Annotated in this window: 26 protein-coding genes; 2 read left to right on the top strand and 24 right to left on the bottom strand. The window is 40.1% G+C overall.

Features of this window, described 5'->3' with window-relative positions; genetic code table 11:
• Positions 1-61: 61 nt before the first annotated feature.
• The 19 genes from AC25CA_RS07830 to AC25CA_RS07740 all read right to left on the bottom strand — a co-directional run bounded on the left by AC25CA_RS07830 (position 62) and on the right by AC25CA_RS07740 (position 19,039).
• A complete protein-coding gene (locus AC25CA_RS07830; RefSeq protein WP_486816508.1) occupies positions 62-889 on the bottom strand; it encodes a DNA-formamidopyrimidine glycosylase family protein in 828 nt (275 codons plus the stop codon).
• A gap of 101 nt (positions 890-990) precedes the next feature.
• Entirely contained in the window at positions 991-2,871 is a 1,881-nt protein-coding gene (locus AC25CA_RS07825; RefSeq protein ID WP_486816507.1) for a DUF2207 domain-containing protein, read from the bottom strand.
• A 9-nt stretch (positions 2,872-2,880) separates the two neighbouring features.
• The gene (locus tag AC25CA_RS07820) at positions 2,881-3,429 is read right to left on the bottom strand and encodes a LemA family protein (protein ID WP_486816506.1); all 549 of its coding nucleotides are present in this window, start codon (positions 3,427-3,429) and stop codon (positions 2,881-2,883) included.
• Between the two features lie 108 nt (positions 3,430-3,537).
• Positions 3,538-4,110 carry a beta-class carbonic anhydrase gene (locus AC25CA_RS07815; RefSeq protein ID WP_486816505.1) on the bottom strand — a complete coding sequence of 191 codons (573 nt, stop codon included), beginning with the start codon at positions 4,108-4,110 and terminating at the stop codon, positions 3,538-3,540.
• Positions 4,111-4,171: 61 nt separating this feature from the next.
• The gene (locus AC25CA_RS07810) at positions 4,172-4,369 is read right to left on the bottom strand and encodes a YwbE family protein (RefSeq protein WP_486816504.1); all 198 of its coding nucleotides are present in this window, start codon (positions 4,367-4,369) and stop codon (positions 4,172-4,174) included.
• Between the two features lie 78 nt (positions 4,370-4,447).
• The gene (locus AC25CA_RS07805; protein ID WP_486816503.1) at positions 4,448-5,899 is read right to left on the bottom strand and encodes a leucyl aminopeptidase; all 1,452 of its coding nucleotides are present in this window, start codon (positions 5,897-5,899) and stop codon (positions 4,448-4,450) included.
• A 38-nt stretch (positions 5,900-5,937) separates the two neighbouring features.
• A complete protein-coding gene (locus AC25CA_RS07800) occupies positions 5,938-6,273 on the bottom strand; it encodes a hypothetical protein (protein WP_486816502.1) in 336 nt (111 codons plus the stop codon).
• A gap of 152 nt (positions 6,274-6,425) precedes the next feature.
• The gene (locus tag AC25CA_RS07795) at positions 6,426-7,244 is read right to left on the bottom strand and encodes a pirin family protein (RefSeq protein WP_486816501.1); all 819 of its coding nucleotides are present in this window, start codon (positions 7,242-7,244) and stop codon (positions 6,426-6,428) included.
• A gap of 83 nt (positions 7,245-7,327) precedes the next feature.
• Complete coding sequence (locus AC25CA_RS07790; protein WP_486816500.1) at positions 7,328-8,518, bottom strand: anaerobic nitric oxide reductase flavorubredoxin; 1,191 nt, start codon at positions 8,516-8,518, stop codon at positions 7,328-7,330.
• A 196-nt stretch (positions 8,519-8,714) separates the two neighbouring features.
• Positions 8,715-9,398, bottom strand: a complete 684-nt coding sequence (locus tag AC25CA_RS07785; RefSeq protein ID WP_486816499.1) for a YjjG family noncanonical pyrimidine nucleotidase — start codon at positions 9,396-9,398, stop codon at positions 8,715-8,717.
• 73 nt (positions 9,399-9,471) lie between these two features.
• Entirely contained in the window at positions 9,472-10,548 is a 1,077-nt protein-coding gene (locus AC25CA_RS07780) for an NERD domain-containing protein (RefSeq protein ID WP_486816498.1), read from the bottom strand.
• Positions 10,549-10,700: 152 nt separating this feature from the next.
• Complete coding sequence (gene iadA / locus AC25CA_RS07775; RefSeq protein ID WP_486816497.1) at positions 10,701-11,846, bottom strand: beta-aspartyl-peptidase; 1,146 nt, start codon at positions 11,844-11,846, stop codon at positions 10,701-10,703.
• A 64-nt stretch (positions 11,847-11,910) separates the two neighbouring features.
• The gene (locus tag AC25CA_RS07770) at positions 11,911-12,639 is read right to left on the bottom strand and encodes a creatininase family protein (RefSeq protein WP_486816496.1); all 729 of its coding nucleotides are present in this window, start codon (positions 12,637-12,639) and stop codon (positions 11,911-11,913) included.
• Between the two features lie 3 nt (positions 12,640-12,642).
• Complete coding sequence (locus tag AC25CA_RS07765) at positions 12,643-13,644, bottom strand: ABC transporter ATP-binding protein (RefSeq protein WP_486816495.1); 1,002 nt, start codon at positions 13,642-13,644, stop codon at positions 12,643-12,645.
• Positions 13,628-14,656 (bottom strand): ABC transporter ATP-binding protein, encoded by a 1,029-nt coding sequence (locus tag AC25CA_RS07760; RefSeq protein ID WP_486816494.1) that lies wholly within the window; start codon positions 14,654-14,656, stop codon positions 13,628-13,630. The genes AC25CA_RS07765 and AC25CA_RS07760 overlap by 17 nt, the downstream gene beginning before the upstream one ends.
• Before the next feature lie 12 nt (positions 14,657-14,668).
• Positions 14,669-15,511 (bottom strand): ABC transporter permease, encoded by an 843-nt coding sequence (locus tag AC25CA_RS07755; RefSeq protein WP_486816493.1) that lies wholly within the window; start codon positions 15,509-15,511, stop codon positions 14,669-14,671.
• A 23-nt stretch (positions 15,512-15,534) separates the two neighbouring features.
• On the bottom strand, positions 15,535-16,473 hold the full coding sequence (locus tag AC25CA_RS07750; RefSeq protein ID WP_486816492.1) for an ABC transporter permease: 939 nt from the start codon (positions 16,471-16,473) through the stop codon (positions 15,535-15,537).
• 84 nt (positions 16,474-16,557) lie between these two features.
• Positions 16,558-18,135: an ABC transporter substrate-binding protein gene (locus AC25CA_RS07745; protein WP_486816491.1), complete on the bottom strand. Its 1,578-nt coding sequence runs from the start codon at positions 18,133-18,135 to the stop codon at positions 16,558-16,560.
• Positions 18,136-18,181: 46 nt separating this feature from the next.
• Positions 18,182-19,039, bottom strand: a complete 858-nt coding sequence (locus AC25CA_RS07740; RefSeq protein ID WP_486816490.1) for a MurR/RpiR family transcriptional regulator — start codon at positions 19,037-19,039, stop codon at positions 18,182-18,184.
• 167 nt (positions 19,040-19,206) lie between these two features.
• Between AC25CA_RS07740 and AC25CA_RS07735 the strand changes: the two genes are divergently transcribed.
• Positions 19,207-20,274, top strand: a complete 1,068-nt coding sequence (locus tag AC25CA_RS07735; protein ID WP_486816489.1) for a M42 family metallopeptidase — start codon at positions 19,207-19,209, stop codon at positions 20,272-20,274.
• Positions 20,275-20,398: 124 nt separating this feature from the next.
• The gene (locus AC25CA_RS07730; protein WP_486816488.1) at positions 20,399-20,887 is read left to right on the top strand and encodes a CD3072 family TudS-related putative desulfidase; all 489 of its coding nucleotides are present in this window, start codon (positions 20,399-20,401) and stop codon (positions 20,885-20,887) included.
• A 68-nt stretch (positions 20,888-20,955) separates the two neighbouring features.
• Here AC25CA_RS07730 and AC25CA_RS07725 read toward each other — a convergent pair whose 3' ends face one another.
• The 5 genes from AC25CA_RS07725 to thiT form a co-directional block, all read right to left on the bottom strand.
• Positions 20,956-21,963, bottom strand: coding sequence for an aldo/keto reductase (locus tag AC25CA_RS07725; RefSeq protein ID WP_486816487.1), 1,008 nt, complete (start codon positions 21,961-21,963; stop codon positions 20,956-20,958).
• Positions 21,964-22,052: 89 nt separating this feature from the next.
• Positions 22,053-23,480, bottom strand: coding sequence for a bifunctional hydroxymethylpyrimidine kinase/phosphomethylpyrimidine kinase (thiD, locus tag AC25CA_RS07720; RefSeq protein WP_486816486.1), 1,428 nt, complete (start codon positions 23,478-23,480; stop codon positions 22,053-22,055).
• Positions 23,461-24,288 carry a hydroxyethylthiazole kinase gene (gene thiM / locus AC25CA_RS07715; RefSeq protein ID WP_486816485.1) on the bottom strand — a complete coding sequence of 276 codons (828 nt, stop codon included), beginning with the start codon at positions 24,286-24,288 and terminating at the stop codon, positions 23,461-23,463. The genes thiD and thiM overlap by 20 nt, the downstream gene beginning before the upstream one ends.
• Positions 24,289-24,297: 9 nt before the next feature.
• On the bottom strand, positions 24,298-24,975 hold the full coding sequence (gene tenA, locus AC25CA_RS07710; protein WP_486816484.1) for a thiaminase II: 678 nt from the start codon (positions 24,973-24,975) through the stop codon (positions 24,298-24,300).
• The gene (gene thiT, locus AC25CA_RS07705) at positions 24,972-25,568 is read right to left on the bottom strand and encodes an energy-coupled thiamine transporter ThiT (RefSeq protein ID WP_486816483.1); all 597 of its coding nucleotides are present in this window, start codon (positions 25,566-25,568) and stop codon (positions 24,972-24,974) included. The genes tenA and thiT overlap by 4 nt, the downstream gene beginning before the upstream one ends.
• Between the last annotated feature and the right edge of the window lie 3 nt (positions 25,569-25,571).

Raw genomic sequence — 25,571 nt, 5'->3', positions numbered from 1 at the left:
GATCTTTTTATCGACTTTTGGTCTCTTCGAGAAAACGTTGTCAATCTTTATGATTCAACTTCTACTCTATTTGGCAATTCGGGCAAGCATATACACTCCCTCCCATATATGCTTGCTTTTGTATCGGTTCTCCACATTTTGGACAGGGCTTCCCGACAGTCTTACGGCTCATTTTAGTACCATATCCACCAGGATTTCCAAAAAGATCCTTCTCTGTATCGCGCCCATTTTGTTCTACCATCATCTTAATCACAGCGATCAGTTCGGAATACAGAATACTTTTCTCACTCTCTGAAAATGTATATAGCTTTCGCTTTGGGTGAATGCCCGCCGCAAAAAGGATATCTTGCAAGATCCCATTCCCCAATCCTGGAATTCTCTGTTCTGTCGCCAAAAAGGCCTTTGCACTCAGTTTCATCATCTTTTCACTCGACATCAGCTGTTTGAAATATGCCTCTGAAAATGATTCTGTTAAAGGCGATGGTTTCACTTTTGCAATTTCATAGTACTTGTTCTCCCATTCATCCGGTTGAAAACACCATATTCCACCATACATCTGAACTTTGGCCGTAAATACAGATTGATCCGTAAATCGAATCATCAATTGGTGTTTTTTAGGAATTTGTTTGCCTTCTTGCGTATAGAGCAATTGAACACCATCGCTAAATGCAAGACGAACATCCTCAATCTTTAATTCAATAAACCCCGCAATGGCCGAAGCCTTTTCAATCGTCTTTCCGGTCAATTTTTTGATATAATCTTCCGGGTCCCCAACAAACCAGGCCAACTTATGCGGACTTTGATTGACTCGGATTTCTTCGATTACTTTTCCAACAATAAATTGATTACATTGTTTCGCTAAAACCATGGCTTCTGGTAACTCAATCATTTCCATACCCCCTTATATTTAAAGCATTTCAAAGTGTATATACCCGCATTTTTATCTATAAAAAAAAGCGAGTCATAATCGACTCGCTTCTACCCTCTTTCTTACCAGGAACCGCCTCCGCCGCCTCCGCCGCCTCCGCCGACAGAACCACCGCCAGAAGAACTTTGTTGAGGCGCAGCGCTCATTCGCGCAAATGAATGATTGACTGTATTCATCATATAATACGCCCTAAATGGTCGATTAGACACATACCAGTCTGGACCCGTCACCGCAATCATGCGCATATACTCGTCCCAGATCTCCGTTGATCCAAAGATCATCACATAAGGCAGCATATCATAGAAGTATTCTGGATTCTCCTTAAAAAGCATATGAAGCTTATCAAGCTTCGCCGTCTCCAAAAAATTCTTAAATCCGTGAATACGATTCAGGAGATCCTGAGCAAACGGTGTATAGCGTTTCACTTTTCCAATAGAATACATCACAGCAATGTATAAAACCAAAGCAATCAATGGATAGAGCATCAAACTTGAAAAAGAAATCTCGCTCCATTGTATGTCTCTAAATATAACCCGCGACACAATGAAAAATTGGCTAAGAAAAATACCCGTGAACAAATACCTAACAATTTTCACACCTTTTTTTGCCCCACGTCTCCCAGGTCTTCTCGATGCAATGGCATAAGGAATCAACCAAAGAATCAAAAGAACAATAGCAGTGGGTATTAAAGCACCAAGAAATGGAATTCCAAGAATGACTTGGACATAGGGAGCCAATAAGAACGTGGAAACAAGCATGATCAAAAATGCAATTGCGCCAGCACCATATTGCGTCTTGTTTTCCAATATTTCGCGCTCGTCTCGATATTGATCCCGAATAAATTCCCGGGTGACATTTAAATCCTCATAGAATTTTTCTTTTAAATCATCAATATGAACTGTATCTCCATAGCCATAAGCAAACAATTCACTAAACAAGATTCTCTCGTATCCTGACGGCAACTGTGAGGACTCAACAAGACGCTCGAAATACACCTCTTCTTTGTTGCCAAATAGTCCCGGTTTTTCATCTTCTACAATACGAAGATATCCCTTAGACGCCCAATAGACAATCAAAGACGCAACGTTCTCATTGCTTAACTGTTCTTCTCCAAACACATAAGCCATTTCTGCTGGATTCAAGTCATCAGGTGGATAAAAACTTAATACAGGCACAATTTGGCTACTTTTAAAATTGCCATTACGAACAAGTATTGCTCCGATCAAAGCAAGGACTAATAATCCGTAAAGGACAATGATCCAAATCATGGAATAAGGCTCTGATACATCCTCATAATAGCCCTGTGGTAAATTAAGGGCGACAGTAAGACCCTCAAAAGGTCTTAAACCAAGGGCTTCACCAGTGATTACGTTCCCTTTAACTTCCCAACTTACTTGGCTATTGTCTGTGGATCCCGCTCTGCCGGCCGTCACATTTAATTTTGAAGAATCAAAAGATTTAGGCATGGTCACTCGAAAGGTAACCGAGTCAATCGTCGAATCCCACGCGTTCCCAATCAGGTTGAAATAGAATTCATCATAATCTCGAGTTCGATCATCTCCGCCATCGTAGCTATATTCAATGCGATAAGTCTGATCCCCAGCCACATACTCATCTGGATCGCCAATTTTAATGCTCATTTCAGAACCAGATTGACTGCTTTCAAAAGGAATAGCTTTCCTCGTCACTGGATCATATACCCGCAAGCCTTCAATTCTATGAGAATATCCGTAGTTTCGAATGGGGATATCCCGATAGATCCCATGCCGCGCCTGATTAAAATACACATCGATGGTCTCTCGAATCGCATAGGTATTATCTTCGGCAACATCGATCTTCACGTCATAGTTTTTTATATTGTAGTATTGATCGGCAAAAGCCGCCCCTTGAAAAGCAAGGGTCAGACAGAGAATGATTAATCCGTTGACAAGCCACTTTTTCATGGTCCTGCCCTAAAACTGTACGCGAACAGTTTCGCGTTCCGCTTCTTCAATTTCAAAGAATGGTTTCTTCTCAAATCCCATCATATTTGCGATAATGACATTCGGGAATACCACAATTGCTTTGTTGAAGATCTTCACGTTGCCATTGTAGTACAATCTTGCATTAGAAATATCCTCTTCAATTTTTGTCAGTTGATTCTGCAGATTCACAAATCCTTCATTGGCTTTAAGGTCCGGATAGCTTTCAGCCAAGGCAAAGATTGATTTCAATCCCATAGCCAATTGATTGTTTGCTTCTAGTACTTCTCCGGGATCCGTCGCAGACATGGCACTGTTTCTCGCCCGAATAACTCGCTCCAGTGTTTCCTTTTCGTGAGAGGCATAGCCCTTCACCGTTTCTACCAAGTTAGGAATCAAATCATATCGTTTTTTCAAATACACATCCATGGATGAGAACGATTCTTCCACATTCACATTCAATTTCGCCAGTCGGTTATACAGCGAAATAACAAACCCAATAATGACAACAACAACACCTAAACCAATAAAAATTCCCATTATAATCCTCCTTTAATCCATTCTTTCTATTATTATATCAGGAAATGCCAAAAACATACAAAAACACAGGCAACCGCTTGTTATAGCTGTTGCCTGTGTTCCTTTTTATTATTTACTTGCATCGATCACAACGTCCAACTTCCCCGTTGCAGGATCCATCAGCAAGCCATGAACGCGTACCCCACTTGGCATCAAGGGATGGTTTACTAAGGCTTCTACACTCTCTTCAACAGCTGCTTTCTCCGACTCAAATCCATGCAACCAGGATTCCACATCGATACCCGAGTACTGAAGAGTATCGATCGTCATTTGAGTAACGCCACGTTTTTTCATCTTTTCCAACAAAAGACCACCGTCCAGATTACTCATACCACAACCATAATGGCCAACAACAAAGAGATCTTCCGCTTCAAACTCGTATACGGCAACCAGAATACTTCTGACAATGCTACCAAAGGGATGCATAATGGTTGCACCAGCATTTTTCACAATTTTAGCATCACCATTTTTTATATTCATAGCCTGAGGCAGCAGCTCTGTTAATCGAGTATCCATACATGATAAGACAACCATCTTCTTCTCAGGATGCTTGGATGTTTCATACTGCTCATATTTTTTGTTTTCTACAAATTCCTTGTTATAGAATAAAATATCGTCTAACCGTTGAATTCCTTTTTTCATAATTCCTCCAGAAGTTCTTGATATTCTCTCTATTATATAATTTTTAAAGATTCTGTCAACTCTATCCTTCCAACACTTCTTTAACGCGTCCAACAATTCCATTGTCCAGCATCACCTTGATCCCATGGGGATGCGTCTTCGATTTTGTTAAAAGACGAGCCACAAGACCCTCTGTAAGCTCTCCAGTCCGTTGATGTGGTTTTTGCACAATCTTGACTCTGCTACCTATCTTGATATTGCTTCTCTTCGTTCCATCCATTTTCATTCCTACTTTCCATATATTCTTCATAAAAAGAGACCGCAAAGACTAGTCCCTTCGATCTCTCTTTATACCATACTATGCTTTAGCCAAATAGTAAAGCGGTCTCACTGCAATGCCTGTGCCGCCTTTGGATAAAATACCTTCTTCCTTTGTCGACCAGATGGTCCCAGCAATATCGATATGCACCCATGGCAAACCACCATTAAATTCGCCAATAAACAGTCCCGCAGTTATGGTTCCTGGTTTCCCGGCTGTATTGGTCAAATCCGCCTCTTCATGCTTGATCAATTCCTTATATTCGTCAAAAATCGGCATTCGCCAAATCTGCTCTCCACTAAGAGAAAATGATTCGTTAACATCTGCGAAAAACTGATCATCTGTAGCAATGGCCACAGAGGCTGCGCTCCCCGTACAATGCAAGGCTGCTCCCGTCAGGGTCGCAATATCCAACACCTTGGTTACCTTCTCTTCATTTACGATATAATGCATGGCATCAATTAATGTAAGACGCCCCTCTGCATCTGTATTGCCGATAAAGATCGACTTGCCACCCATGGATCCAATAATATCTCCAGGTCGATAAGAAGAGCCGGAAATCATATTCTCACATGCCGCTACAACAGCTACAACATTACGTTTAAGCTTTGCCTCTGCAATTGCGCACATAGCTCCAATAACAGCAGCCGAACCACCCATGTCATCTTTCATGGTCACCATGCTAGCTGTCGGTTTAATGGACAGCCCGCCGGCATCATAGGTCAATCCCTTTCCCACATATCCAAGGATCTCATCGCTTGCAGGATCTCCCATATAACGCATGATGATCAATCGAGGTTCGATATCCGATGCCCGAGCAACTGAAAGAAAGGCTTCCATCTGCAGGGCTTGAATTTCTTCTAGTTCTTTAATCTCGACTTCAAACCCGTTTTCTTTGCCTAATTCCTCGACCCGCTGTGCCAAAGTAACAGAATTGATCACATTTGCCGGTTGATTCACCAAATCTCGGGCTACTAAATTCGCCGTTGCCAGAATCTCCGCCTCTTCAAAAACATGAACATATTGATCGGGATCTTCAACAAGGATTGAAAAATCAAGTTCTTCCGATTCTTCACCCTCTTGCTTCGATTTGAAATCATCAAAAAGGTAGTCTGCCATAATAGACGCTTCAACCGCTGCTTTTACATAGGTATCATTGGATGCAAGATTCCCACGATCAAAGACAAGGGCACCTTTTTTCACCTTTTGTTTCTTCAATGTTCGAAATCCATCGCCCAAAACATTCAGCAATTTTCGATATCCGATCTCACCACGTTTTCCCAGACCCAACAACACAATATTTACAAAGAGCCCATCTTGCAATTTCGTTATGGTATAATGCGATCCAACCTTACCTTCAAAGCGCTTCGTTTCCATCAATTGCTCGAAGGGAACCTCAAGGCCTTCAAAAGCCAATTCTTCTTCAAACATAGGTATCAGCAACCCATCAAATGCAGATTTCTTCCAGTCTTTTTTCATAGATAAATTCATTGTACGCCTCCAATTTTACTTTCAATATTATTATAATTCTACTTCTTATCGAGGAACAGCGAAAATGGAAATTGTCGATTTCTCATCCTCATTCTCACTCCTAGCAAGCCTTGAATGAGTCCCAAAATGAAATACAGAACATGTAAAACAACAACGTCCCCCAGGACCCAGCATTGAACCATAATCCAAATCATAAGCCCACATCCAAAGAATCCTGAGATAATACCCGTCGCCTTAGATCCCCGCCAGGCTAAGATACCCGAGAAGCAATTCCCCAATCCAATAAAACCGAAAAGAATCAGCCCAGGAATCATGAAATTATTAAATGGAGATCCCTTCAGCACATCTGTCGATATCCCAAGAGGTCCATTCACCTTCTTTCTACTAGCCAAATTATACCATAAAAAGATCTCGGAATTGATCCGAGACCCTGATTGTTAATTCAACTCCTTCTTTGATTTCTAGTGCCAACAAAAAATGCACAATGGCTGAAATTGTTAAGAAAATTCCTGCATACAGACAGCTCTTAGCGAGTAAAAGTGCCTTCTTCTAAATCGTGGTATGCCTCTTCTACTTCCTTTTGTGTATTCATTACAATCGACCCTTGCCATGCCACCGGCTCTTTCAACGGCTCGGCTGCAATCAGGAAAAATCGCCCACCACGTTGCGTTTCTATACGAATTTCTTCTTCCATGGTCAACAATGCACCTCTCGTCTTAAAAATCTCACCTGCAATGGACAATTCACCATCAATTCTTAAAATAAAACATTGCTTTGATTTTTCAATTTTCCACGAAAATGTTTTGCCTGGAAATACCGTTACATCAAAATATGTAAGTTCCTTATTTTTTTTACAAATGGGTCCTTTTGTATGTCTAAAGACACCACTAATCACCTTTATATGAACTTGATCATCTTCATAAATTGCAAGGTCCTTTTCTGTAATTTCCCGATATACAGGATTTGTTAACTTCCTAGATTTTGGTAGGTTTAACCACAATTGACAGCCTAAAATCCACGGTGTTTTTTGAGGCATCTCTTGATGCAAAACACCTCTGCCAGCAGTCATCCACTGACAGCTCAAAGGTTCGATTATACCATTGTTTCCGAGACTGTCACCGTGATCAATTCGGCCGTGAATCAAATAGGTAATCGTCTCCATACCCCGATGAGGATGCCAAGGTAACCCGCGCTTATACTCATCCGGATTCTTGGAATCGAAATAATCAAGTAGCAAAAATGGATCTAGTCGTTCCGCATCGTAAAAACTAAAAACTCGTATCAGCTTCACTCCGGCACCAACTTTCGATCGCCTCCCCTTATATAGTTTTTGTATTTTTCGCATGTTTTTTCTCCTCAGCGTACATTTTTTTCATTTAAAAAGACAGCAACTATAAAAGCTACTGTCTTTATACCCATTCATCTCTTCTAAGGTTTCAACCAATCTGCCAATTTTCGCCCAAATTCCCTGCATGTCTCGCGCGCCTCTTCGTCTGGATTCCATAGCGTACCCAAAGGATCTTTCCAAACCTCAAATCCAGCTTCTGTTAATTCTTTTTGAATCTGTTTTGGAGATTCCCCACTCCATCCATAACTGCCAAAAGCAGCTGCTTTCTTATTTTTCAACTGCAATCCTTTTATAATTTCTAGATCGGCCGCCATCGCAGACAAAATTCCCTTGTTAATTGTAGACGAACCCGCAACAACCATCTTGGCTTTAAATACTTCCGCAATCACATCATTTTTATCTGTGCTCGCAACATTAAATAGTTTAATATTCAAACTAGGGTCTACAGCTTTAATCCCTGCAGCGATTTCTTCAGCCATCCTACGGGTTGCATCCCACATAGTATCATAAATAATCGTGACTTGATTTTCCTGGTAATTATCAGCCCATTCCAAATATTTTTCTACGATTTGTGTAGGATTATCTCTCCAAATAATCCCATGGGATGGACAAATCATATCGACTGGCACATTCAATCCCATAACCTCATTAATCTTTTTCGTTACAAACGAACTAAATGGAGTTAGAATATTGGCATAATATTTCGTCGCTTCTTGATATAATTCAGCTTGATTCACAAGATCATTGAACATCAATTCAGAGGCAAAATGCTGCCCAAATGCATCGTTACTGAACAGAATCTCATCCTTCGTATAGTACGTAAACATACTATCAGGCCAATGCAACATGGGGGCTTCAATAAATACCAATTTTCCTTGTCCAAGATCCAAGGTATCTCCAGTTTTAACGGTTACGAAATTCCAGTCTTCGTGATACTGCCCCTTTAGCGATTTAACTGCATTTTTCGTGCAATAGATTGGCACATCGGGAATTTCTCTCATCAGCTCAGGCAAAGCGCCACTATGATCAATTTCTCCATGATTGGCAATGATATAATCGATCTGATTCAAATCAATTGTTTTTTTCAACTCTTCAACATATTCCTTTGCAAAGGGACGCCAAACCGTATCAATCAAAACAACTTTCTCGTCTTGAATCAGGTATGAATTATATGAAGAACCACGATGCGTGGAATACTCGTCTCCATGGAATTTTCTCAATTCCCAATCGATTTTCCCAACCCATTGAACTTTTTCATTAATTTGAAACATCTTGAACCTCCTTTATAATTTTCGAAAACAACACCATGTTCATATTTCTCAAATGTTAGTTTTTTGATATTTAGGCTACTATTATTATTCATCCCCTTTTTTCGATATCTCTATCATATGGGTTTATAAATATATATACAGTGATTAGCATCACAATTTATCATAAAAAAAGAACGACTGTCTTAGCCGCTCTCGATCAAAGTATATTTTTTAGTTCTCGTATATCCATAATTTCATAAGTCGGTACTATGTTGTTGCCAGCAACAAGTTTTGAAGGGTTGATCCAGCAAGTGTCAATGCCGAAATTCACACCTCCTGCAATATCCGCACTTAAAGAGTCTCCAATCATAATTACACGCTCTTTATCTTTGTATCCAATTGCATTCATTGCATATTCAAATATTCCAGGTTCCGGTTTTGCTATTGAAATTTCATCTGAAATAATCATCTTCTCAATGAAAGGCTCCAATGTAGAACCCGCCATTCTACTATTCTGCGTTTCCTTCATCCCATTGGTTACAACCACAACTCTGTATCGTTCGCTCAAATATCGACAGATATCTTCTGCACCATCAATCAGATCTTTTCCCTGTGCGATTGCGGCCAAGTATTCTCGGCTGAATTCATCAATAGGAATCTTGAACTGAAACTCGGCAAACAGATCTTCAAACCTTTTTCGGCGAAGTTCGTCTTTTTTTATCGTCCCTTGTTCCAATCGTTCCCAAAGTAGTTCGTTAATCCTGCTGTAACGCCGATAAACACCCTCTAGATTTTCTTCAACACCATAACTTTTCAGCGTAGAAAGAAATGCCTTTTCCTCGGAACGTTTAAAATCCCACACCGTCCCATCTGCATCAAGGAACACAACTTCATATTTCATTCCCATTCCCCCTTTGTCTGATCATAACGTGAAGTCACTTATTGATCAAGACATATAAACGCTCACTCCACAATCATTCTTTATACTCTCTTAGGATTCGAATCAAGTCTTCCCCGTACTTATCGCATTTAACGCGACCAAATCCCTTTATCTTCATTATTTCATTAGTCGTTTTTGGTTTCGCAACCATCAGCGCTTCCATCTGCGCATTGCTGTAAATATAATACGCTTTCACACCTTCTTCTTTACTTTTATTATATCGATATGCTTTCAACACCTCACGGATCCCTTGCGTATTCGCATAAACTTCTTTGCTTTCTTTCAGTTCTTCAGTCTTACCCTTTTTTGTATCCAAACTCTTATGGTTATCTTCTCTTGCGCTATATTTTTTTGTATAGTCTTTCCGATTCGGCTGATGTAAGTCCAAATATCGCGAAGCTATTTTAAACATTTCTTCGCCAGAGCTTTTTGGTACCTTGCTGTCAGACGCCATCTTCTTTAAATATGCATTTAATTGATCGCAGCGAATAATCTGATCCTTTACTTCCTTTTTTGCTACGCGTAGATTAACAATAGTTTTGGGATTAGCTAATACTATGATCGACTTATGCGCCTCTTCAAAAAAGTAATTAACGCCTTTCCTCATAACAATATTGCTTTGACGATCAATAGCTATTTTTTTCAATAATTGAAGATGCCTTTGATTTTGAGTAATCGGGCTATAAATGCCTTCCCTTTTCTTACTTCCATTAAAATTGGTTGTTCTTATAAAATCGCCTTTTGCATTCACTTCAATGTTGCCGATCAAATTTTTACACTCGATCACAATGTCCTCGTATTGAGTTACTATTAAGTAATCGATCTGAGCCTCTAATCCCTTGTATACGATATGTAAATCATGCAAAATAATGATCGGTAGAAAACAATTCCTTAATTCATAAGCAACCTGAGATTCTCCATAAATGCCATAGGATAGAAACTTGATGTCTCGATCGACCTCTTTTTGTACAGACTTTGGACAAGTCTGTCGATACGATCTCAGCATCTCTAGCTGTTTCTTCGCATCACTCGTTTCTTTTAAAAACATCGGTCCATTTATCTTTGCTGGTTTCCCTGTAATTTTTTCTTTAATAAAGTCTGATAATGGCATTTTCACACCTCCAATAATTTCTTATACTATTATATTAAACTTTATTTTGATAATAATCAAATAGTCTTATTTCATATAAAAAAAGACTACTTAATCACTCAAGTAGTCTAGCGTTGTTTTCACTTATTGATCTACGCAATAGAACCTTTATGTTAGCTTTCATAAGTTCCATTTACGAGAATTTCTTTATTTTTCATCATCATTCTTCCTTTTGCAAAAACAGTATCAACTTGATACTGTTTGTCCAGCAAAACAAGATCAGCGTCAGAACCAACTTGTAAAGTCCCCTTCTGAGGATAAATGCTAAGAACCTTTGCTACATTGGTGGTGACAAACCGAACTGCTTTCTCAACAGAAAATTCATTTTCACAAACCAAGGTCTTAACTTGATAGGGCATCGTATCAACCGACATAGCAGAAATTCGAAGCAAGTTTCCATGGTCGTCATAGCTTGAAGTACTACCATTCCCATCAGAACTGAACGTAATCCTTTCAAACGGAAAATCATCCTCCAATTTCGACACAATAGTTGCAGGAGAAGAGACTGGATTTTTAGTTGCACTGAGATCAATAAAACCGCCACTTCTTGCATAATCAAGCCCCTCGGCTAAAAGACGTGAGTTTCGATTAATATGAGTAGGAAGGAAATGCTTCATGGGAATATCGGTTTCTTCGACAATGCGTCGAATCGGCTCTAGTCCTTCCTTCCCATCCCCCAAGTGCAAGGTAACAAGTCCGGCGTTTCCTCCAATCAACCCACCCACCCTTGCTTCTGTGGCTAAGCGAGAAAGTTCCTGAATGGTGATTCTGGAATCCCGATGATCAGAAATTGCAATTTTCACACCGATAATTTCTTGGATCATGGAAATGTCTTTCTTAACACTTCCGGTTATCGTTGGAGAAGGAAACTCATATGCACCCGTCAGCATATAGGCTGTGATGCCTTCCTCATTCAAGGCTTTCGTTTTAGCAAGAAGAGATTCTACATTCCGGGTAACCGAATCGGTTCCAAGCAATCCAACGACCGTAGTAATCCCATTTTTTACGAGATCAGAAAGCATAACTTCAGGAACACGAGTATGCATACCGCCTTCGCCACCTCCACCGGTAATGTGAACATGCTGATCGATATATCCCGGTACGGCAATCAGGTTGCTTCCATCAATGATTTCAAAGTCTTCCAACTCAAGCGAGATATTTTTATCGATTTTCATAATCTTATCAAAACAAATAAGAATATCCTTTATGCCTTCATCTTCAGGTGTAAATATATGCACATTTTTAATGAGCTTCATCATAAGAATCCCCTTTATTCCTTTTCATATACATTCTCACTTGTTAAAAAGTATCCAACCATTACGACTAGTCCTCGTTTACAAGATACTCTTCATTTTCCATAAAAGTAATCAGTTCACACATTTTTTCTTCAAGCATATCAAAAATCTTCTCGCCTTTTTCTCTACTGGCTTCCGTCGGATCACCTGTAACTGCATGCTTCAAATCAATAAGTCCCGAATTTGGAAAGTAAACACGATATTTAGACTTGTGAAGATTCGTAAACAGCGTGCTCATATCAACCAAGTCCTCATTATAGTACATCATGGCAGAAGTTTCATCTTCTCCAGCATGACCTCTAGTTTTTGTTATGGTCAGTATATCATCTAAATAATCCATCCACCAATTCACTACAACTGCCGCTGCTCCAATGCGAGAAAGTTTTTCTGCAGCCAATCGCAAAGCCACAACATTTCCACCATGCCCGTTCATCAGAATAATTTTCTTTACGCCTTGGTCATAAAAACTCTTTCCAACATAAAAAACATACTCTGCCATTACTTCTGATGGAATGGTTATTGTCCCCGGATAGACCGACAAGGAATCACTTTGACCATACGAAATTCCAGGTGCAATCCATGCACGATCCCCCATCCGTTTCTCAATGCGGTCGCAGATCAATCCTGGTGCGAAAATATCTGTTCCTAAAGGAAGATGCTGGCCATGCGCCTCTAAAGAACCTACTGGAATCACAACAATATCAACACACTCTCTTTTATCCTCAAACTCTTTTGATGTAATATCACTTAATCTCATGACTTATTCTCCTTTTCTTTCCTTTTGTCCCAATGGAAAATGGCAAGCAACAAAACGACCAGATTCGATCTCTCGATATACAGGATCGTCTGTTTTACAGATTTCTTGGCACCACTTGCAACGCTTATGAAATTTGCATCCCGAAGGCAAATTAATCGGACTCGGAATTTCACCCTCGATAATTTGCTCACGTTTTCGATCTGTTGGATCCAACGATGGCGCCGCTTTGGTTAAAGCATAGGAATAAGGATGATAGGGTTTATTAAAGATTTTTTCCGTTTCACCCAATTCTACAACAGAACCTAAATACATAACCGCTACTCGATCTGTTACATACCGAACAACACCCAAGTCATGCGATATGAAAATAACCGTTAAGCCCAATTTCTTTTGCAAGTCATCGAGCAAGTTTATGATCTGCGCTTGAATGGAGACATCCAACGCTGACACCGGTTCATCAGCGATAATCAATTCCGGTTCCAAGGCCAAAGCTCGTGCAATGCCAATACGCTGCCTCTGACCACCCGAAAACTCTCCAGGAAAACGGTCTGCGATTTCCATGGACAAACCACTCATTTCAAGCAATTCTTTTACTCGATTGGGTATCTCTTGTTTTTCAACCATTTTATGAACAGTTAAAATTTCGGATAGCACTTCGTATACAGTCATTCTAGGGTTTAATGATGAATATGGATCTTGGAAAATCATTTGCATCATAGGACGTATTTCCCGCAATTTACGTCCTTTCATTTTTGTAATATCCACCCCATTAATCAATACGTTTCCATCTGTCGGTTCATATAATCTGATAATATTTCTTGCTAACGTGCTTTTCCCGCACCCAGACTCCCCAACAACGCCCAAGTTCTCTCCCTTAAAAACCGCAAGGGTGACATCATTAACTGCTTTTACATATTTTCTTTGCTTTCGCATCAATTTATCCGCAATTCCATACTTCAGCGGAAACCATTTTACGAGATTTTTTACCTCAACTATTTTCTCCATCACGACCTCCTAGCTTCTTATTAGGCGTGAATGTCCCTTTAAATCCTATTGTTTTATTCAAAAAATGACAACGTACTTGATGTGTGTTTGTTAGGTCTGTCAGCTCTGGTCGACTCGTTCTACAAATCTCTTCAGCAAACTTGCAACGTGGATGAAATGGACACCCAGTTGGTAAATCGGCTAAATTTGGAGGTGCACCATGAATGGGCTCGAGTCGTTCTTTTGTCCCTTTTTGATTTGGTAAAGACTGGATTAATGCATTGGTATAGGGATGTCGAGGTGTTGAAAACAAGGTATAGGTATCAGTCATCTCAACAATCATACCAGCATACATAACGGCTACTCGATCACACATTTGCGCAACGACAGCTAAGTCATGTGTAATTAAGAGAATACTCATTCCCAATTCTTCTTTTAACTGATTCAACAATTGCATGATTTGATCCTGAATCGTAACGTCAAGTGCCGTTGTTGGTTCATCTGCAATCAGCAAACTTGGTTCCGAAGCAAGTGCAATTGCAATCATAGCACGCTGTCTCATACCCCCGCTAAATTGATGCGTGTATTCTTCCATTCTCGTTTCTGGTGAAGGAATTCCAACAAGTTTCAAGAGCTCAATTGACTTCTTCCGTTTCTCTTCTTTTGTCATATTCGTTCGATCAAAGGCCTCAAAAATTTGTTTTCTTATTTTTAATACCGGATTCAAAGAAGTCATCGGCTCTTGAAAGATAATACTAATTTCATGGCCGCGAATTTTTCTCAATTGATCTTTAGACATTTTTACGACGTCTTCTTTTTTATATAGGATTTCACCACCGACTACTTTCCCTGGCTTTTTCACTAAGCCTAAAATTGATCGACAAGTTTGACTCTTGCCTGAACCCGACTCTCCAACCAAGCCAAACGTCTCTTTCTCATTAATGGAAAAGCTTACTCCGTCCACAGCCTTTACCACTTCTTTTTTCATAATAAAATGAGTCTGTAAGTCTTTCACTTCCAGTAGTTTATTCATATGCGCAACCTCCTATTTCCCTTTTGTCCTTAGAAAATCAGTCAATCCATCACCGAGAAGACTGAATCCAATTCCTGTGATTGCCATAAATAGTCCAGGGAAAAATGTAATCCACCAAGCATTCATTATATAGGCTCTACCTTCATTTAAGATCGCACCCCATTCAGGTGTCGGTGGTTGAACACCCAAGCCCAAGAAGCTCATGCTGGCTCCTGTCAACATACACAAAACCACGTCGGAAGCCGCAAATACGACCGCTGAACTTACCACATTCGGCAACATATGCCGCAATAAAATCCGCTTGTCTGAAAATCCTGTGACGCGAGCCGCTTCAATAAATTCCGCATTTTTCAATACCAATACTTCTCCACGCACCAATTTTGCATAGGCCATCCAACCGACAAGCCATATTGCAATATATATGTTTTTCATTCCCTGACCCAAAATTGTCATGATCACAATCACGAGGATTGTGAATGGAAATGTCATCAATATATCAATAATTCGCATCAAAATATTATCGACGATTCCACCATAATATCCAGCAATCAATCCCATCATACTTCCGAAAATTAAAGGAACAATGGTCGCAAAAACACCAATTTGCAAGTCAATTCTTGCCGCCCAAATAACACGAGAGAACACATCTCGACCAAAATTATCGGTTCCAAAAAAATGTTCTGCGCTTGGTGCAACTAAAATCGCTTTCGAATTCACTTCAATTGGATCATAAGGCGCGATAAATTGGGGAAAGAATGATATCAAAATTGCAGTCAATACAATTATGATTCCCACAACAAATGCAGGTTTTTTTGCCCAAATAGGAATTTCTCTTTTTTTTGTATGTCTCATCATCGTATTCCTCTCTATCGCACTCATCAGAACTTCACCCTTGGGTCAAGGAATGAATAGATAATATCCGTTAACAAATTGATTAGCAAGATGATCATCGCAAACAACATCACCAAGGCTTGTACCACTGCATAATCTCGTCCAAAAATAGAGTCAACCATCAGTTTTCCTATACCAGGCAATGAAAAAACTGTCTCAATAATCACGCTGCCACCTAGCATGTAGGCCATCCGCATCAACAATAAGGTAACTGTAGAAATCAATGCATTTCGTAGGATATGTCTATTCTTGACGGCTCGTTCTGATATTCCTTTGCTGCGTGCAAAATCCACATAATCCATATTGCTGATGTCAACAACAGAATTCCGAATATTACGAATCAGCAAGGCACTGGTCAGCAATGACATGGTCAGTCCTGGAAGGATTAAAGATCGAATTTGTTCAAAAAATGTATCTCCCCAACCACCGACAGGCAGCCATCTCAACTTTACACCAAACAAAATCATTAATAATAAACCAATCCAGAATGATGGCATGGATACAGCAGCCAAGGCACCAGATTTAATAATTTGATCAAATACACTATCCTTATACTTGCCAGCATAGTATCCCAAGGGAAAACTGATTAAAAGTGAAAAAAATGTGGAAATCAAGGTAAGCATCAAAGTTATTTTTACTCTTGATTGAAGTAGCTCAATGACTGGTCTCTGATAGGTGAGCGAGGTTCCTAAATCTAAGGAAACTATCCCTTTGATAAATTTACCATACTGTACCACGTAGGATTCATTAAGACCTAGTTTTTCTCGCATGGCATCAATCGATTCAATCGTCGCCTTCTCACCTAAAACAAGTCTCGCTGGGTCGCCGGGAATTGCTCTAAGCATAAGAAAAATCAAAATTGAAATAATAAAAATTACAGGGATTATTTGTAAAATTCTTTTTAGTATATAATTAAGTCCGTTCATGTCATTTCCTTCCTCGTTCAAAATAAAGGCAATGAAATAGGAGCCTAGATTCAGAACTCTAGACTCCTATCCAACCCGTTCAACCTATTTTTTCATTTTAAGGTTATCCGTAATCTGAACATAGAAAGGAGTTACCTTCAAATTCTCAACCTTGTCTGACGATGCCCAAACAAAAGCATTACTGAATAGTGGAATTACATTCGCATTGTCATAAATGCGTTGTTGAATCTCGTCGTACATTTCCATACGTTTTTCAAGATCCAGTTCTACATTTGCCGCAGCATTAAACTGATCTAAATCCTCATCATTCAATCCTGTATACCATGCATGACATTGATCATAATCAATTGTCCATCCCATAATTCCTGAAGGATCTGGAAAATCATCAACCCATTGTAAAATTGTTGCTTCATGCGATAAGGTTTGATATTTTTCAGAGAGTGACGCACGCTCAAGCATTTCAAGCTCAACATTAATTCCAGCCTTGGCCAATTGAGATTTCAACATGACTGCAACCTGCTCGTATACTTGAGATCCAGAGCGGACAGAAATGGTAAACTCGACTCCATCTGGATAGCCAGCTTCATCCAACAATGCTTTTGCAGCATCCACATCGTACTCGTTGTACGCCAAGTCATCAAAGAACCATTGAATTTGTGTGTCAGACAATAATGATTCTGCTGGCTTTCCAAACCCTGAAGTAACGATATCCGCTAATTCCTGCTTGTCAATTGCCATGCCAATCGCTTGTCGAACTTTTTGATTATCCAAAGGGGCTTGAGTTGTATTCAGAATGAAATAACGAATTTGAGTTGATGGGAATGTATGGATCTTTACATTTTGGCTTGTTTCTATTTGACTAACCATAGAAAATGGAACATCCATCATGATATCAATGTCGCCTGATTGCAATTGAAGCGATCTTGTGTTGTCATCACCAACGACTTTGTAGTTCAACTCTTCTGTGAACGGAATACCCTCTCTCCAATAATAAGGATTTTTCACAAGCAGAATATTCTCTTCTTTATTCCATTCTTTTAGCATATAAGGTCCTGTGCCCAAAGGTTGTTGTGCATAGGTTTGTTCTCCTACTGCATCCCAATGTGCTTTTGATCCCAATGTCAAGTTGAACATACACAAGTTACCCAAGAATGATGCAGAAGGTTCTTTCAGTGTAATAACAACTGTTTTACCATCCGACTCAACGCTTTCAATTGGCTCCGCTGCAAAACGATAGCCAGAAGTTTCGGCGTCCCGCGCTCGTATCAAAGACCATTCCCAGTCTGCACCCGTCACTGCTGATCCATCTGAAAACTTGATATCTGGACGAAGATTGAATGTGTATACCAATGCGTCCTTACTAATGGTCCAGTCACTTGCTAACGCAGGAACGATAGACTTACAATCTTCACTTGCTTTTACAAGTCCTTCGTAAATTTGTTGCGTGATTGTGATTTCTGCAACCCCGACTGCCTGATTCGGATCCAAATATGCGGCATCCCCCAGACGACCAATGGTAATTCTTTTTGCATACTCTGATTCAACACTTGCTTCACCAGAGTCATTCGACTCTTGAGCTGCAGATTCTGCTGGTGCACAAGCTGTTAGTAGCAGAATCAAACATAGCATAAGTAACGAAATTGCTTTTACTTTCTTTGACATTTGCTTTCCTCCTAAAATTATGTATTTTCTATATAATGAGAATCCATTAATCATTTAACAACTCTACCGATAAAGCCTTTCTAACTTCTTCCAACTCATCAAGCGATACCAACAACTGATCCTTCATCTTATAACTAAGCGTATCCAATAGAATTTCCGCTAAAAACAAAGGCGTTGAAATTGAATTTTGAAAGACCAAGGCTTTGCTATTGCATAACAAAACACTTGATGCATTTATTGCAATGGGTGATTCGTTTGTATCAGTAATTGCAATGTATGGCAACTTTCTTTTATGCAAAAATCTTGAAAGACCAACTACATTTTGTGAGTATACAGGAAATGCTACCAATATGAAGCAATCCTCTTGTGTGATGGTTCCGAGTTCCATACTTGTACCAATGATGTCTCCGATTTCTAAAACCCGTGCATTAAGACTAAGTAAACGGATTCTCGCATTTAAATACTCAGCAACGATCTTTGATACTCCAAGGCCACAGATCAGGATTCTACGAGCATTTTTTATCAGCTCCGCTGCCTGATCAATGTTCTCTAGCTTATTTGCTTTAATTGTTTGCTCTGTATTATCTCGATGCATATTAATACTATTTTCATATGCTTCTTGGTTACTGATTAATTCATCAAGTGATGATCGAATTTCATTTGGTATATGCAAACGTTCTTTAATTGTATTTTGAAAATCCTTTTTTAGTTGCGTAAAGGAATCTACACCTATGCTTTTACAGAAATTCAAAATTGTCACTTCAGAAACTCCAATTTCAGAACTCATCTCTTTTAAACTCATAAAACTAACACTATTTTTATTATCCACCACAAATTGTGCAATTATTTGCTGTTTTTTACTAAGATTATTTTTCTTTTCTTCAATAACCTCTAATATGTTCAAAATTCCCCTCCTAACGCACTTTTTATTACAGCTTGTTATTAAAGATGTTACTATACTATTACAATCAAGTCAAGATTAATTCATATATTTTAAAGCAAACACTTCACTTTTATGAAATTATCTAGTATATTAATATATATACATGTCAAGTCAGAGAGGAAATGAAAATGATGAATACACTCAAAATGATTGAAGATCTATCGAACTGCTATGGCGCACCTGGGTTTGAAGAGAATATGTTAAAAACGGTACAGTCTTATAAAGGAGACCTCTCCTATCAACGAGATTCCATGATGAATTGTTATTTAAACCTCGAAAACAAACAGGGAAAAAATATGACAATTCTGCTTGACGGACATCTCGATGAAGTTGCCTTTATGGTACAAAACATCGACGAAAAGGGCTTGCTTCATTTTATCAAGCTTGGTGGATGGGTTGACCACAATATCCCAGCTCATCTCGTCATGGTTCGAAATGATGACGGAGAGTATATCCAGGGGATCGTCACCTCAAAACCCCCACACTTCATGACAGAGGAAGAACGAGCAAAAAAAATCACGTATCAAGATTTACAAATCGATGTTGGCGCCACTTCTAGAGAAGAGGTGATTAATGACTTTAAAATCTCCGTCTCGGCTCCCATTGTTCCCTTTGTAGAATTTCGTTACAACGAACGAAATCAAATCATGATGGGAAAAGCATTTGATAATCGTCTTGGATGCGCCGCTGTCATTGAAACCCTTAAACGACTTCAGAACGAAGACAGTGTTCTTCATGTTGTAGGTGCTCTAGCTGCACAAGAAGAGGTGGGAACGCGAGGCGCGCAAATAACCGCCCATCGAGTGAAGCCTGATCTTGCCATTGTGTTTGAAGGGTCCCCCGCCGATGACGTATACCGAGATCAATACGCAACACAAGGTGCTCTCCACGGCGGTCCGCAAATTCGCCACCGAGACAACTCCTATGTCTCTCATCAAGGATTTATACGATTTGCAAAATCGATAGCAAAAAAGAATGATATTATTTGCCAAGATGCTGTGCGACTTTCTGGAAGCACCAATGCCGGCAGGATTCACTTATCCAATGATGGGGTTCCAACCTTGGTATTGGGCATTGCAACCCGTTATGTCCACTCACATTATTGCTACGCTTCTTATCGAGATTTTGAAGATACCGTTCAACTTGCAGTAGAAATCATTAAAGAGATCACAGAAGAAATAATTACCGAATTCTAAGAAGAGAAAGGAATTGCCATAAAGGTGATTCCTTTTTTTTATTTGCGAAACTTTCATCACTTTCCATCTTTTCTTGATTTCTCGAATCCGCTATAATACGAATAAGACCATAAGGAGGAATTTTATGCATCGTAAAAAGAAAATCATAATCGTATCCCATTGCATACTCAATCAAAACAGTGTTGTACATCCCTTGGCTCGTGCCAAAGGTGCCTATACCGCCATTGTTAAACGAATATTAGATAAAGAGATTGGTCTAATTCAATTGCCCTGCCCCGAATTATTGCACTTGGGAGAAGATCGTCCTCCTACTACAAGGGAAGAATACGACACCCCCGAATTCCGAGCACTTTGCAAAGACCTACTCCATAACCCCATGATGCAAATTAAGGAATATCAACATCATGGATATGAAATTTTAGGCATTCTAGGGATCAATGAAAGCCCAACCTGCTCCCTTTTAGAAGAACGCGGCATTTTAATGGATGAATTTAAATCAGCCTTGGACGACTTAGAAATTGTATTGCCAGTCTTAGGTGTTCCAACCGATTATCTGGAAGGAATCGATCATGAATCTTTTTTTGCAGCGCTAGATGACTTTTTACAAGTCTAAGGACCGAGTGTATATGAACGATCATTAAAAAGAACCGTCCAATGGACGGTTCTTGCTTTTTCAAATAATTATTCAAACGTTTGAACAACACTCTTCATCATTTTTCGGATCGGTAAATCATATGGACATCGTTCTTCGCAAATTCCGCATTCCACACAATCCGAGGCATTCTTCGCTAGGCTTCCATAACGACCAACCGCCCAGTCCTTCATATCATAACGCTTATAGTACCCTTCAAATAGAAACTGAGTTGGAATGTCAATTCCCTGTGGACAAGGCAAACAGTATCCGCATCGGCGACAAAATTCTGACCCTAAGCGATCAATGATTTCTTGAATCTCTTCTTTTTCTAATTCTGTAAGCAGATTTTCATCTTCTCCAATCCTTGCATTGCTAGCAACCTGTTCAACACTATCCATACCAGGAATCGCTAGAGTAATATTTTCATTCTGCATGATATATTTAAGACTCAAATCACCTCGTTCAAAGGCGCCACCCGCGATAGGCTTCATTACGATCACGCCCATATCATTGGCATGAGCGCGTTCAAACAAGGCCTGTCCTTGATTTTCAATCGGGTTATATGGAAATTGAATGGTATCGAATTTCTCAGGGTCTAGTATTTTTTCCAAAAGGCTAGCCGTATGACCTGTAATACCAATCGCGCCAATCTTACCAGCCTCTTTAGCTTCCAGCAAGGCACGGTATCCGCCTTTAATAAATTGCTGATACTGCTCTTCCGTTTTAATCAAATGGGCTTGATAAAGATCGATGTAGTCCGTACGTAAATTTCGAAAGCTAGTTTCAAGTTCTTTCTTCATTCCCTCGTAGTCACGCACCATGGTTTTAGTTGCCAAATGCACGCGATCACGCAATTGATACTTTTCTAGAGCAGCACCAATATATTCTTCGCTTACCGTATAGCCGCGTGCCGTGTCGATAAAATTAATTCCAGCATCAACAGCTGCCTTCACCACTTCACCTGCCTGTATTTCGGTTAGGCGTTGTAAAGGAATTCCCCCCAAACCAATAACTGAAACCTCGATATTTGTTTTTCCCAGTCTGTTTTTTCTCATTCTTCCCCCTCCTTTTATTCTTATACCGATATTCTAACACAAAAGGAAACGACCCTGTAGGTCGTTTCCTTTTGTTTCCTTTGTTTTCCTTATTTCTTTGTCTGATAGAGATGATTCAAAGGTCCGCTGCCCTGCCCCAGGTCCAACATATCCTCCAAGGCACCTGTAATATAAGCCTTACTATTACGAATACTCTCCGTGACCGTACAGCCTTTCGCTAGATTACTAGCGATGGCAGAAGAAAGGGTACATCCGGTTCCGTGAGTATTGGGATTCGCTATGCGCTTTCCTTCAAACCAAGTTACTTGACCATTGGCAAACAAACAATCATTGGCGCAATCATCGAGATGACCGCCCTTAATTAATATATTCCCCGAATAAAAGGATGCGATCTTCTTCGCAGCCTCAATCATATCTTCCGATGAAGAGATCTTCATGTCTGCCAGCAACTCCGCCTCATAGAGATTGGGTGTGATCACCGTAGCCAAGGGAATCAATTCCTTCTTCAATGCTTCCATCGCCTCTTCCGCCAATAGCTTGCTCCCGCTTGTCGCCACCATAACTGGATCAACTACAACAAATGCTGGCTGATAGACTTTCAGTTTCTGCGCTACGCTGTGAATAATCTCCGCAGAAGATACCATACCGATTTTGACAGCATCAGGTCGAATATCTTCAAAAATGCAATCAATTTGATTTTCTACAAACTCTGGATCGCAATTAACAACCCCGTAAACACCTCTTGTATTTTGTGCGGTCAAAGCGGTAATTGCACTCATGCCATAACAGCCATGGGCCGCCATCGTTTTTAGGTCCGCTTGAATCCCTGCACCACCACTGCAATCCGAACCAGCGATGGTCAGAACCTTAGGCATTTCCTCAGTGGTCATTTTTTGACTTAGCCCTTTCAATTCGACGGTCGCTTGATCAATCTTGGCTTGCGCTAAAATTGCGGAGATCACAGCCACACCATCTACCCCTGAACCTTTCAACTTCATTACGTTGTCTCTTGAAATTCCACCTATGGCCACAACCGGAATCGAGACTGTGCGACAAATCGCCTTCAGGGTTTCATGGCTCACTTCACTGGCATCAGATTTTGTTGCTGTTGGAAACACTGCCCCAACACCCAAATAATCAGCCCCCTCTTTTTCAGCGCGAATCGCTTGATCGAGGGTTTGCGTAGAAACACCAAGGATTTTATCTTGACCAATCATTTTGCGGGTTTCTAATACGGACCGATCCGATTGTCCGATATGAACCCCATCTGCATTGACTGCTATTGCAACCTCTACATCGTCATTGATGATATACGGCACCTGGTATTGTGCCGCCAATCCCTTCAACTCTTCCGCTCTCTTGATAAACAATTCTCTGTCTACCTGTTTTTCTCTGACTTGCAGGATACTAACCCCATTTTTCAGTGCCACTTCCACATGCCCAACAAACTGTTCGCCCTGGCTCCAACTGCGATCTGTTACTAAGTAAAGAGATAAATCACTCGGCTTGATTTTCAATTTTTGCCCCCTCTTTCCAAACTCCTTCATCGATTCGCATGATTTGATCGATTAAATATCGTTTCATGCTTGCTGTTCCCTCTTGCCGCTCACTTGCCATTGCCGCTGCTTTTTCACCCGCTAATCCCATCATGGAAACGGCAATCGTCGCCGCATCATAAACACGATTTGCATCCACAGCTGCATAAGTACCAATCAAACTCCCCGTCATACATCCCGTTCCCGTGATCTTTGACATCATGGCATGACCATTAGTGATGGTTCGTACTCGCTCTCCATCCGTAACGATATCCGTGGCTCCAGTAATAACAACAACCGATGAAAACCGCTTTGCAAGGCCCCGTGCAAGCGAAATCGCATCCTTTAGGGTATCGCTGGTAATTTGATCTTCAGACTCTACATCCACACCATTACGAGTGCGACAATTTTGATCAATTGCGCGAATTTCCGTCATATTACCTTTGATCACAGAAAATTGGATGGTTTCTAATAAGGCATTTACAGAATCGTTTCTCAAACGTGACGCGCCCATTCCCACGGGATCCAGAATAACTGGTATACCCATTTCATTGGCTCGTTTTCCCGCAATCTTCATGGACTCAATCGTTCTACGGTTTAGGGTACCCACATTGATATACAAGGCCTTGCTGATAGAAACAATATCTGCAACTTCTTCTTGGTCATCAGCCATCAGCGGTGAACCACCGGCTGCTAAAATCACATTAGCGCAATCGTTTACGGTTACATAGTTCATAATACTATGCACCAATGGGGATTGTAATTGAACTTGCTCAAATAATACTTTCATTTTTGCCTCCTAAATTTCATTCGGAATCAAAGAAAAACTCATATCCCAAAATTTCATTTCATACTCGCAAGCCGTCAAAAATATTTGGATCAAAGACTCTTCTTCTTCTTTGGAAATTCCTTGGCAATAGCGATCAATCAGCCAGCAGGAATCCACACTGAATTTTTCAAATTCCGGTCCTGCATAAGTATCAATCCAAGGATCATAGTAATGGCGTTTTGTTGCATTTTTTCTTTCCTTTTTCAATTCTTTGCCAATATACTCGTAAGTCAACGTGCATGGAAAAGCAGCTGTAAAAATTTTCTTCATATTTTCCTCAGGCGCGAAACTCAACATAAAGTCCAAATAATTTCGATTGGCACGTTCTACCGGCATTGCCTCAATAGAGAACACATCCAAATTAAAATCCTTTAAATATTGAATATGCATATTGGTTTCTTCTGCCATCACTACACCAATGCAGGTATGTAAGAATTGTAATTCTTGCACACCCTCTCCCAAAAGATAGGCATAGGCATAGACCTTGGAATAATCCTTTAAATAATGGGTGTCCTGAATTAAATATTTCCGAAATTGATCTTTTGACAAACTCCCATCAGACAAACCTCGAATAAAAGGATGCGCCATATACGCTTTATAATAAGCCTGCACCCTGGCATCTTCTATCAGTCGCTTGGAAAAGCTCATTCTGTTACCCCCCTCAATTGCACCTTACGTGATGTAATCATGAGTAGTGCAACTATACTCATTGCCGCTTCCACACCGAATCCAGACAGATTATAAATGATTGAATAGACCCACACATTCACTCCTTCAGGCGCAAACTGCCCAAAGAAAATAATTCCGGATAGAATGCTGAACCAAGCAGACAATAGTGTCGCAAAAATACCACCAGCGATTAATTTCATCTTGCTGTCAGTTCCAAAAATTGGGGTAAATGCGATTGCCAACATAGCCGCAATATAGTCCAGAGGGATTTGAAGCGGAAAGTAGGGTGGTGCAATCACAATTTTTGTGAGACCGACTACAAGGGCACAAATCAAAGCCTCTTCCATGCCATAAAGAACAGCCAATACCATAATCGGTAAGACTGACATTAATGTACATCCACCGCCTTGCGGAAAGGGCACAATCTTAATCATATATAAGGCAAGTGACAAGGCGGTTACGACTCCGATTCGAGCAAGCATTTTCGTATCAAATTTTACCCCCCTTAGCTTCCATCCTGTAAAGACGAATATGATCGTACAGAAACCAATTGCTAAAACATTTGCTACCATTTT

The sequence above is a fragment of the Gottschalkiaceae bacterium SANA genome, from assembly GCA_036323355.1.
Classification (GTDB): domain Bacteria; phylum Bacillota; class Clostridia; order Tissierellales; family GPF-1; genus GPF-1.
This window is presented reverse-complemented; position numbering and strand designations above follow the sequence as displayed.